Raw genomic sequence first — 10,502 nt, forward strand, 5'->3', positions numbered from 1 at the left:
TGAGGTTCCCCCGCATTGTTGGAGGGCGGGGTAATCAGGTTCCAGCCGGAACCGGGTGATGGTAGCTCGCCTCGAACTCATCCGGTGATCGCCAACCCAGCTTCTTCTGGATGCGCTGGCTGTTGTACCAGCCATCGATATAGGCGAACAGGGCGTTCTCGGCCTCGTCACGGGTCCGCCAGGCCCGCCGATAAACCAGCTCGGTCTTCAATGTGGAGAAGAAATTCTCCATCAACGCATTGTCGTAAGAATCCCCGACGGTTCCCATGGATTGCGCAATCCCATTTTCGGCCAATCGGTTAGCGAACCGGATTGCTGTGTAGGTCGAGCCCCTGTCGCTGTGGTGAATCAACTCGCCATCGCGGATATCGCGGCTCCAGACCGCGAACTCAAGTGCACCCAACACCAGTTCGGTGTCGCAGCGATCCGAGGTCTTCCAGCCCACGATCCGGTTGGAGAACGCATCCCGCACCGCTGCCAGCCAGAACGCACCCTGCCCGCACGGGATCCTGGTCGCATCCGCCACCCACAACCGGTTCGGCTGGTCCGCGGTGAATACCCGTTCGACCAGATCCGGTGCCGGCGCTGCTCGTGGATCGGTTCGTGTCGACGCGGTCCGCCACCGTTTCCGCAGGAACGCGCCCTGCAACCCGGCGCCGCGCATCACCCGCTCCACCCGTTTGCGGCCGACCGAGATGCCGCGGCGTGCCAGCATCGCATGCACGCGGGGAGAGCCATAGGTGCCGCCGGAGCTGGTATGGATATCGACGATCTCGGCCAGCAACGCTTCGTCGGCGATCTGCCGGGCCGAGGGCTGTTCCAGGCGTTTGCACCACCAGTAATAGGTCGACGAGGCGATACCGAGCACCCGCAATACGAGCTCGACCGGGTGCCTGCAGTCCTTCACGAACCGCACGATCACCTCCGGGTCTGGCCGAGCTCCGAGGCGAAATACGCACTCGCCGACCGCAGGATGTCGTTGACCCGCTCCAGCTCGGCCACCTGCTTACGCAGCCGCTTGTTCTCCTCAGCAAGATCCGACGCCTCCGGCTCGGGCCGTTGACCGGTGTCGGCTTGGCGAATCCAGTTCCGCAAGGCCTCATGATGCACACCCAACTGCTGGGCGAGCTTGCGGATCGTCGGCTTCGGGTCCGACTCCAGATACAGCCGGACCGCTCGAGCCTTCAACTCATCCGGATACTTCTTCGGTGCTGCCACGCGGGGCTCCTTCCCGGTCCCATCGGACCACGCTCAGAGCCCTCCAAGGAAGCGGGGGAACCTCAGTTTGACGCGCTCGCCACCGCGAAACGTGTAGTTGTGGAATGACTTGCCCCCGGTCACGCGAGTTCCGCGACACCATGCAGGATGTGTACGCGCGTATCTACGCGGAAGCCATCGCGAGCGGCGAGCGGTTCGAGTCGAAGGGGCGGCTATGCGCCGATTCGACTCCTACACGAGTGGTGCAGGATTCGATCTAGTGGTGCTGCTCCGATGGCCAGACCATCGGGCACGCTTGTATCTCTGCTTGAGAGGAAACTGCGCACAACTGGGGCGTGGCGCAACGATTCTGGGTGGGTCGACGACGTGGTGTCCGCTGTCGGACGGTCGTCAAGGTGAACGGTCTATTTTAACTGCGGTGGCGTCACGAAACACGCGGCTTCTGGTTGCGGGTCGCAAGCTTGACTGCTCGGCACCATCCCGTCGGCCGGGCGTCCCCGTCGACGTGCGGGGGCCGACAGCAGCGGTTCCGACGCACTCCCGACTTCGCTTGATCTGACAGAACCTGGCTGATGACCACGTAAGTACCGGGTTGCGGTGAGCACGCGGCGGGCATCGCGCCTGCGCGTCTCGTCCCTGTGCACCACGGCGGTCAAGCCAGCCAGCAACCGGATCGGCCCGTCGTGCTGGATCCATCGCCCGATACCGCCGCCACTCACGATGGCCAGGCCGCTGTACACGATCAGTTCCACCATCAGCGGACCCTCTCCATTGGGTCGGCACCGGAGCGAACCGCACGAATCAGGTGCACAGGCCGATTCAGTCCGGCATGTCCACAGGTCAGTGGCGCTTTAGAGAGCGCCCCGATGTAGGTCTGCAGGTGGTGGGTCCGATAACCCATTTCTGCACAGATCGCAATGCTCGCCCCTACCACTGTGTTCCGTTGCTTCTTGAAGGGGATATCTGGCTTCGTTGCCGCCGAACCACTGGAACAGGCCGAGAGCAGAACTCTTTGTTGCACGATGTCAATCGGATCATGCCCGCCTCCCCAATGTGGATGTAAATAGAATCGGGCTATGTCACGAGGTCTCGGAACGGTCCAAGTTGCTCTCTTGACCTTCCTCTACTTTGATCTGTCTGAGGAGCCCGTCGAACTGGTGGATGACTATCTCGGACACCCATCGACAGCACCTTTCAGAGCTATTGATACTCTTGGTGAACTCGGCGGCGACGACTATCTCTGGAATGTCTATCGCGGACAGCGCCTGCCTTGGCAGCGGTGGTGGCCGATCTCCTACCTATCCGATAAGGAACGGGGCCCGGGTGCTGCCGAAACCGCTAAGCGCAGGTCAGATCGGTCTGTACTCCGTCGCGCGGCTTACGCACTGGAACGGCGAGGTATCGTCGCTACACGTTTTATCGGCAACGCGGTTGATGATCCACAGCTGCATATACGAATCACTGATGCTGGCATCGACTATGTTTCCGAGCGTCGAACTCTGTTGGATCGTGTCCAACTTGTACGCTACCGGCTTAATAGTAGCGATCGGCCTGCTCTCACCCGCGCTCAAGTGCTCGCACTTTTCAGGACACCGGTGCCTCCCGGCGAGCACGACCACCACGGAGCTGACGCGGGCGTCCCGGGACCAGGCTTTCGTGTACAGCTAGGAAGAGCCCGATGATTCATCAATCCAATCTTGGGGAATTAACTGGTTCCCGTGCCGCCAATTGTGCACAACCGAAGTCTGAAACCATTCCTCCGTGATATTGGCGTGGTCGCTGACGATGACCTGCAACTCAGGAGCTAGCTCTTGCACGACATCGAAAATTAGGCGGAACAGCCTGTTCACGGCTTCTTGGTCCCGGTCCGCAGTAGGTACGCCTGACTTTTGATCGACCTCGGAGCGATACCAAACTTGAGTTGGCTGGTCTAGCATTAAAATTCTTGGTACAGGCCGGTTTTGGCGGACAAAGTAGCGGTGTAGAGCCAGGTGTGCTACGACATGATAGCCGACCCAGTTCTCACCGCTGCCAATGCGGGACAGTGGCGCGGGCCCCTGCTCAGTGTCGGCGATGACCGTGAGCCGGTTCATGTCGAGCCGGACGTTCGTGCCGCTGTGTTCCAGTTCGAGAAGTGCTGCCCACGCAGTCATATCCTGGCCGATCGCAACGAGGCGTGACATCAGTTGTTCGCGTTCTTCGTCGGGGTCCAGCTCGGTTATGAGGTCGCGTACACGTGCAGCAGCCACATCATATAGTCGCTTCTGCCGCCACACTTCATCATTAGAGCTGGTTGGAAGTGCTGCCAAGGTGGCATGGATACGGCCTCGGAGAAAGTCGCGCTGGGAGTCCTGTGGTAAAAAGTCGGCAGCAGCTTGTCCGCCGGAAATAGATCGAAGCGTTGACTCGACTGCGCGAAGCCGAAGCCGTACTTCCGCGGCCCGTTCCTCAAGCTCGGTAAGAGCTGCGCGTCGTGCTGGTCGCGCGGCATCGATACCGGTTAACTGGGTTCTCAGCGATCGGAGGTTGCGGTCCAACTCGGCTATAGTTGGATCAGGATCAGGCAGGGTAGTGCCGCACAAGGCGCAGGTGGCGTTTGACGCCGCGACACTCTCTTGGAAGGTAAGTCCAAGTATATTCAAGCTGACGAGCCGGGCGGTCTGGGTTTCGACGGCGCTTACGTAGTCGCTTTCAGAAGAATCCTGCTGCAGCAGGATTTCACGTTCTCCAGCGATGGCCCGTAGCTGGTCGCGCATGTTGTTGCGCTGCCGCTCTAGATCAATGACCCGCGCTGCACTCTTGCTGTCGTCGTGATCTGGCAGTCGATTCGCAATCGCGGTGTATAAAGCTCCCATTGCTTCGGAATGTTCCGGCTGCTCAGCCGAGTCGACGAGGCCCAATGCAAAGGCTTCCTGCCAAAGCCTCGCCAACGTCTCACCAGCGAGCTGACTACTCTCCTGGATTCGACGATATTGAATCTCTCTGTCTCGTAATTCTCGTCGTGCAGCACTTAGTTGAGCGCGGCGGAGTGCCTGGTCACGGGGGACGGCGCCTATGAAATAGGGGATGGTGTCTTTAAGTGTTTGAAGCATTCTGTCCTCGCCTTGGCGGTGGAACAGAAAGTTTCGATGGGCGATCTCATTTTGCGACTGAAGGCACAGAAGCGTTGCATGTCCAAGGTGCGCTTCGACGGCGCGGCGAGTAGAGCCAACAGGAGGTTCGTGAAGGTTCTCTTCTATGCCGATTCTTCGACCGAGCTGCTCGCGAAGAGAGTCGGAGTCTATATCGGGTGTCAACTGGTCGAATTCGAGCGGATCAAGATCGCGACCGAACCGCAACATCGCTAATTGGGTAGAGCTTCTGCCTTCCTTGGGCGCCGGCCTGGCGACAAACGCCCGACCGCCTTTCAGTTCGAACAGAGCTGCGTACCACGTGACGGTCTTGGTGATTGGACCAATCGACATTTGTAAGCTGTCGCGACCGAGACAGTACTCCACGATGTCTAGCAGGGCGCTCTTGCCGGTCTTGGATTCACCGGTCACGATGTTGAGCGATCCTGGGCGAAACTCGAGGATGCGTCTGTCACCCGACGCGTTGTACAGCACGATCGCAAGCAATTGCACGACTATCAGGGTGCCACGCCGAGGACGGCAAGAACAGTCGCAGGACTGTTTGTCTTGGATAGCCACCGGCCCACCAAGTCGGCCTTGCGAAGGATCACATCGAGCTCCGATGGCACCTGAACTCCACGGGGTCGTCGTCTCGGCACTGTGACAACCCGAGCTCCATCCAACTGAAAGATTCCATGAGCGAGGCCGAAGCGCGTTCCCACCCGTACCGTATCGACGAGCTCGAGTGCACGCTGCGGAAAGCCCGAACGCAGTGCGGGATGCCGAGCGGTCCAGGTTGCCAGGTAGGTCCGCGTAGTCGTCGGCAGTGCCTCGCGGGTGCCGCGATGCAGGACCATTGGGGCAACGATGAACGACAACACCCATGGAAGACCATCGCCGGATTCTCGGTGGTGCCCTGTAGACGCAGCGGCGATAACCGCGGCGAGCAGCGCGGGGTTAAGCATTGTCGAGACAATGTCCGAGCGAGCACCCGATGGCATCAGCGTCTTTCCTTTCGCGCACAGCGCATTCTATTTTCGAAAGCTCAGGCTTTAGCTGGCAACAGCAGTTCGGCGACTCGGCTCTCGAAATCAGGATGCCAGCCTATACGGCCTCTATTGGCCAAAACATGACGTTGCCCTCGGGTGAAGAAGGTCTCGTTGTAACGGGGCCTCACCGTTATTTGCGTGCTATCCAGAAGAGCTCGAAGCATTGCTGTGCCAGCGGCCTGCTTGGCCTTGTCGTCAGCGGTATCGCTCAGGCTGATCACCATGAACTCGAACTGACGCTCCCACTCGTCGACCAGTTCACATTCAAACCGCGTGAGTTCTTGGATTCCGATCAGGTCCTCATCCAGCCACCTTACCGACTGTGTGTATGCGCGGTAATAATCTACGATCGCCTTCTGCAGATTTCTCGGCGGGTACGCAATCCACTGAAGTTGCTGTACAAACACATGTGTGCGGTGTGTCTCGCCGATGGTGGTTTCGTCCAGCTCTGCGAGGTGCACCAGTGTCGGAAGGTCGTCGCTGGTGAACTGATTGCGGATTTCATCGATTGCCGCATGAGCTGCACCAACATCTAGTTTCGACAGGCGTCTCCTTAGCAGAGCCAATGCCTGCTCATCCCACCATTGCCATACAAGAGCCAAGAACAACTCCTCGTGTCCCCGGGGCAACGCCCACAGCAGGCAGGCGCGCGCGGCAGCTCGGACTTCCTCAGCATGAGGGGATGCATCGGCCACACGAATTCGGTTCAAGAAGGTTTGCCGTTCGGATGATGACAAGCGTAGGAACTTCTCGCGCGTAGCACGGGTTTCTTCCGCCCCGGTTTCGCCAGCGATCCGACCAAGGATTGCTGCCGCTTTTTCTACATCGCGGTCAACTGCTCGTAACGCGGCCATCGCGCTGCCTGTAGCCGCCAACTGCGTTGTGACAAGGACTAGCTCGGGCCCGTAGGCATCTCCAGGCGAGGCGGTGTCCATCCAGACCTGGATCGTCTTCCAGACATCCTTCGAGCGGTCGGTCAGCGAGCGTGATCGGCTTTCATGATGCTTGACCTGCAGCAGCTCCGTCGGTGTTCCAGCCTCTTCCCAGGCAATGTCGTCGAACAGTTCGAGGCTGATTGCGGCATCGGGTCTATCCGGGCCAGTTCGTAGCAACTCCACCAACGCCCACCACGTTTGATGCTGATAGCCAACCGCGTTCGGGGCAGCGTCGTGTGAACCCTGAGTCATCCTCACAGTGTCTTACGAGGCGGACGGTGTCGCACGGCATTCGGCATCTCCTGCAGCGGATTATCCGACGGCCAAACCTGATATTCAGAGTGAGCGAGAGGCCTTGCTACCCAGTTCAGACTTACTTATGTTCATTGCGCAGCGCCCGCCTGCGAATCTTGCCGGTCTGGGTCTTCGGCAGGTCTGCGACGATTTCCACCGTTCTGGGCCGCTTGTATGGCGCGAGGCGATCCCGGGCGAAGGAGATCAGATCAGCGGACTTGGCGCTGTGACCGTCCTTCAGCGAAACATAGGCCGCTACCGACTCACCTCGGTACTCGTCGGGAATGCCCACAACTGCCGCTTCGAGCACTGCCGGGTGCTGGTAGAGAACGTCCTCGACCTCGCGCGGCCATACCTTGTACCCGGAGACGTTGATCTGGTCTTTGATCCGGTCGACCAGGTACACCCAGCCCTGTTTGTCCACGATCGCGCTGTCGCCGGTCCGGAGACGGCCTTCGGGGAGAGCGGCCTCGGATTCTTCTGGCTTGCGCCAGTATCCGCGGATGACCTGTGTACCGGTGACGACAAGTTCGCCTTGGCTGCCGGGTGTGAGGGGGCGGCCTTCGGGGTCGACTACCTCAACGTTCACTCCCGGGAGCGGTAGTCCGATGGAGAGAGTGCCGCTGCCTGGATCGACCGGTGCGCTCGTTTCGGGTGGGACCGCGGTGACTGCCGAGGAGGTTTCGGTCATGCCGTAGGCGTTGTGGATGTAGTGGCCGAAGCGTTCTTGGAAGCGGGCGACCGTGCTCGGTGGAACCGGCGCACCCCCGCTGTACAGCGTTTTGATGGTGGAGAAGTGTTCGGCGGTGGCGTATTCCGAGTTCATCATCGCGTTGAAGGCGGTGATGGAGCCGATGGTGTAGGTGACGCCGTGTTCGCGGAGGGCGTCGACAGCTATGTCGGTGGTGAAGCGGCCGGTGAAGACCAGGGAGGTTTGTTCGGTGAGGGCAAGGGCGCCGATGACGACCGCTCCGGTGATGTGGAACAGCGGGGCCAGGGCGTAGACCACGTCGCCGGGGGTGATGCCGGCGAGTTCGGCGAAGCTGGTGGTTACCGCGCGGACGTTGGCGTGCGAGTTCATCGCGCCCTTGGGTGGGCCGGTGGTGCCGGAGGTGTAGGCGAGGAAAGCGAGGTCGTCGGCGTGCACCTGGACCGGCGGGGGTTTCCGGCCGGCGTACTCCTGAGCCAGGGCGAGCAGGTCGGTGTGTGTCGAGGGTGCATCGGCAGGATGCTCTGCCGATGGCTCAGTGGTAGCGGCGGTCTCGGGTTTGAAAACGAGGGGGTCGTTGCGGGACTGGAGGTCCGACTCCGCGGTGCCGATCACCCACCCGACTGTCGGGCCCTCGACGTCCTCCCGGACCTGCCGCACATCGCGGTCGGTGGTGATGATCCCGACCGGTTCGGCATCGCTGACCAGCTCCCGGAGTTCCCGCCCGCGATACATCGGGTTGAGCAGCAGGGCGATCGCGCCGAGTTTCCACAGGGCGAGCTGGACGATCGCGTATTGCGGGATGTTCTGGAGGTGGATCCCCACCCGCTCACCCTGGCCCACACCCCGCTCCGCGAAAGCGGCCGCGAGTGCGTTGGCGAGGTCGTCGGTCTCGCGGACGGTGAGTGTGGTGTCGAAGTACACGAGGGCCGGGGCGTCGGGTTCGTGCCGGACCCGGTCGTTCCAGGCCTCCGTGAGTGTGGCGAAGCGTTCGTGGCCGTCCTGCCGGGACACCCCGCCCGCCGCACCCTCATCTGATGCGGCGGACGGGTTCGTCCCGGGGTTACCGGTGGTCATGCAGGGAGTTCCTTCCGTCCGGTTTCGCGGATGGTGGCGACGGTGAGGAGGCCGATGGCGCAGACGCCCATCACCCAGTAGGCGGGTGACATCGCGTTGCCGGTCGATTCGACGAGCTGGGCGGCGACGTAGGGGGCGGTGCCGCCGGCGGCGATGGTGCCGATATTGAAGCCGAGGGAGACGCCGGTGTAGCGGACGGTGCGGGGGAAGAGTTCGGTGAACAGCGGGAACGCGGGGACCTGGACTACGCCGTTCAGCACCATGTAGAGGAAGTAGACGATGCCGATGACGAGGATGCTGCTGGTCGCGCCCATGATCATGAAGGCGGGGAGGGCGATGACGACGTAGGCGAGGTAGCCGGTGATGAGGACGGGTTTGCGGCCCCACCTGTCGGTGGCCATACCGCTGAGGGGGAAGGTGGCGCAGGCCAGGGCGATGGCTACGGCGGAGGTCCAGTAGACGGAGTCTTTGGAGAAGCCGAGGTCGTTGATCAGGTAGACGCTGAAGTAGGTGAGGCCGATGTAGCCGGAGCCGTTCATGGCGATGGCGATGCCGACGACGCGGGCTACGGACCACGGGTTCTTGGTGACGGTGTCGAGCAGCGGGCTCTTGGTGACCTGCTGCTTTTCGGCCATCTCCTCGAATTCGGGGGTGTCCTCGAGCTTCATGCGGACGCGCAGGCACACGTAGGCCAGCGGCAGCGCGAGCAGGAACGGGATGCGCCAGCCCCACGATTCCATCTGCTCATCGTTGGTGGCCAGGGCGACCACGCCGACGACGGCGGCGGCTACGGCGAAGCCGAGGGTGGAGCCGACGGGGGTGAAGGAGCCGAAGAAACCGCGCCGCTTCGGTGGGGCGGATTCGGCGATATAGGTCGCGGCGCCGCCTACTTCGCCGCCGGCGGAGAAGCCCTGGGCGAGGCGGACGAGGACCAGCAGGATGGGGGCGAGGACGCCGACGGCGGAATGGGTGGGGAGCAGGCCGAGGATGCCGCAGGCGATGCCCATGCTGACGACGGTGATGACGAGGGAGTGGCGGCGGCCGCGGCGGTCGCCGAGGCGGCCGAAGAAGATGCCGCCGAGGGGGCGGGCCACGTAGGCGACGCCGAAGACGGCGAGGGTCGACAGGATCGACACGCCGGAATTGTCGGAAGGGAAGAAGAGCGGGGCGATGGTGACGGCGAGGAAGCCGTATACCGCGAAGTCGTAGTACTCGATGAGGGTGCCGACGCCGCCGGCTATGGCGGCGCGGCGGGCCACGGAGTTCGACTTCTTCGCTGCGGTCGCCGGCAGCGGTCCGGAGGGGTGGAGGTCACTGGACCCGACGCGAGGTTCTGTGTTCGTCATTGAATCTGTCTTTCGCGTGCGTGCTCGGCGAGCAGGAGTTCATACGAGCCACCGGCCTCGATGACCTGGACGGTCCGCGGGCTCGGTGGGGTTCCGACCAGGTCGGTTCCCTCGGGCAGGCGCAGGGTGGCGGTGCGCCAGTCGAGGGCCACGGCATCGTCGACCCGGACTTCGGTCGAGACGCCGGGGATCGTGATCAACGGCATGCCGTTGAAGGTCTCGCCGCGCCAGAAGCCGGGCGAGAAGGATTCCGCGACGATGGCCGCGATACCCGCATTGCGCAGGGCCACCATCGGTGGATAGTGCGGATGACCGTAGCCGAAGTTACGGCCGCCGACGATGATATCGCCGGGGCGGACGCGGTCGGTGAAGGTGGGGTCGTAGGCCTGCATACACACCGAACGCAGGTGGTCGGGGTCGTAGGACTTGATATTGGAGACGCCGACCACGAGGTCGATATCGAAATCGTCGCCGAAGATCCAGGCGACCTTGCCTTCGATCAGGTCCGGGGGTGGGGGATAGGCGCTCACTGGTTCGACTCCTGGATCGTGCCGGTGAGGGCGCTGGCGGCGACGGTGTAGGGGGAGCCCATGTAGATGTTGGCGTCGGGGCTGCCCATGCGGCCGGAGATGTTCAGGACGCCGGTGGAGATGCAGTTCTCGCCGGGTTGCAGGGGTTTCTGGTAGCCGAAGCAGAAATCGCAGCTCGATATATTGATATGCGCACCTGCCGCGCGGAGGACGTCGAGGATTCCTTCTTGCTCG

At 62.0% G+C, this 10,502-nt stretch carries 9 protein-coding genes; all 9 read right to left on the reverse strand.

What is annotated here, in order from left to right; all coding sequences use genetic code 11:
* Positions 1-34: 34 nt before the first annotated feature.
* Positions 35-916 carry an IS3 family transposase gene (locus tag ACWDU1_RS22535; RefSeq protein WP_450001253.1) on the reverse strand — a complete coding sequence of 294 codons (882 nt, stop codon included), beginning with the start codon at positions 914-916 and terminating at the stop codon, positions 35-37.
* Between the two features lie 2 nt (positions 917-918).
* On the reverse strand, positions 919-1,218 hold the full coding sequence (locus ACWDU1_RS22540) for a transposase (RefSeq protein WP_194982285.1): 300 nt from the start codon (positions 1,216-1,218) through the stop codon (positions 919-921).
* A gap of 1,664 nt (positions 1,219-2,882) precedes the next feature.
* Entirely contained in the window at positions 2,883-4,841 is a 1,959-nt protein-coding gene (locus ACWDU1_RS22545; protein WP_450001256.1) for a DUF3732 domain-containing protein, read from the reverse strand.
* 5 nt (positions 4,842-4,846) lie between these two features.
* A complete protein-coding gene (locus tag ACWDU1_RS22550; protein ID WP_450001258.1) occupies positions 4,847-5,329 on the reverse strand; it encodes a three component ABC system middle component in 483 nt (160 codons plus the stop codon).
* Positions 5,330-5,373: 44 nt separating this feature from the next.
* Positions 5,374-6,495, reverse strand: coding sequence for an ABC-three component system protein (locus ACWDU1_RS22555; protein ID WP_450001260.1), 1,122 nt, complete (start codon positions 6,493-6,495; stop codon positions 5,374-5,376).
* 190 nt (positions 6,496-6,685) lie between these two features.
* Positions 6,686-8,392 carry a class I adenylate-forming enzyme family protein gene (locus ACWDU1_RS22560; RefSeq protein ID WP_450001262.1) on the reverse strand — a complete coding sequence of 569 codons (1,707 nt, stop codon included), beginning with the start codon at positions 8,390-8,392 and terminating at the stop codon, positions 6,686-6,688.
* Entirely contained in the window at positions 8,389-9,738 is a 1,350-nt protein-coding gene (locus ACWDU1_RS22565; protein WP_450001264.1) for an MFS transporter, read from the reverse strand. The genes ACWDU1_RS22560 and ACWDU1_RS22565 overlap by 4 nt, the downstream gene beginning before the upstream one ends.
* The gene (locus ACWDU1_RS22570; RefSeq protein WP_450001266.1) at positions 9,735-10,268 is read right to left on the reverse strand and encodes a 3-isopropylmalate dehydratase; all 534 of its coding nucleotides are present in this window, start codon (positions 10,266-10,268) and stop codon (positions 9,735-9,737) included. Before ACWDU1_RS22570 ends, ACWDU1_RS22565 begins: the two co-directional genes overlap by 4 nt.
* Positions 10,265-10,502, reverse strand: a 238-nt coding sequence (locus ACWDU1_RS22575; RefSeq protein ID WP_450001268.1) for an aconitase family protein, incomplete at its 5' end; no start/stop codon positions are given. The genes ACWDU1_RS22575 and ACWDU1_RS22570, both read right to left, overlap by 4 nt.

It is taken from the genome of Nocardia sp. NPDC003345, from assembly GCF_053589395.1.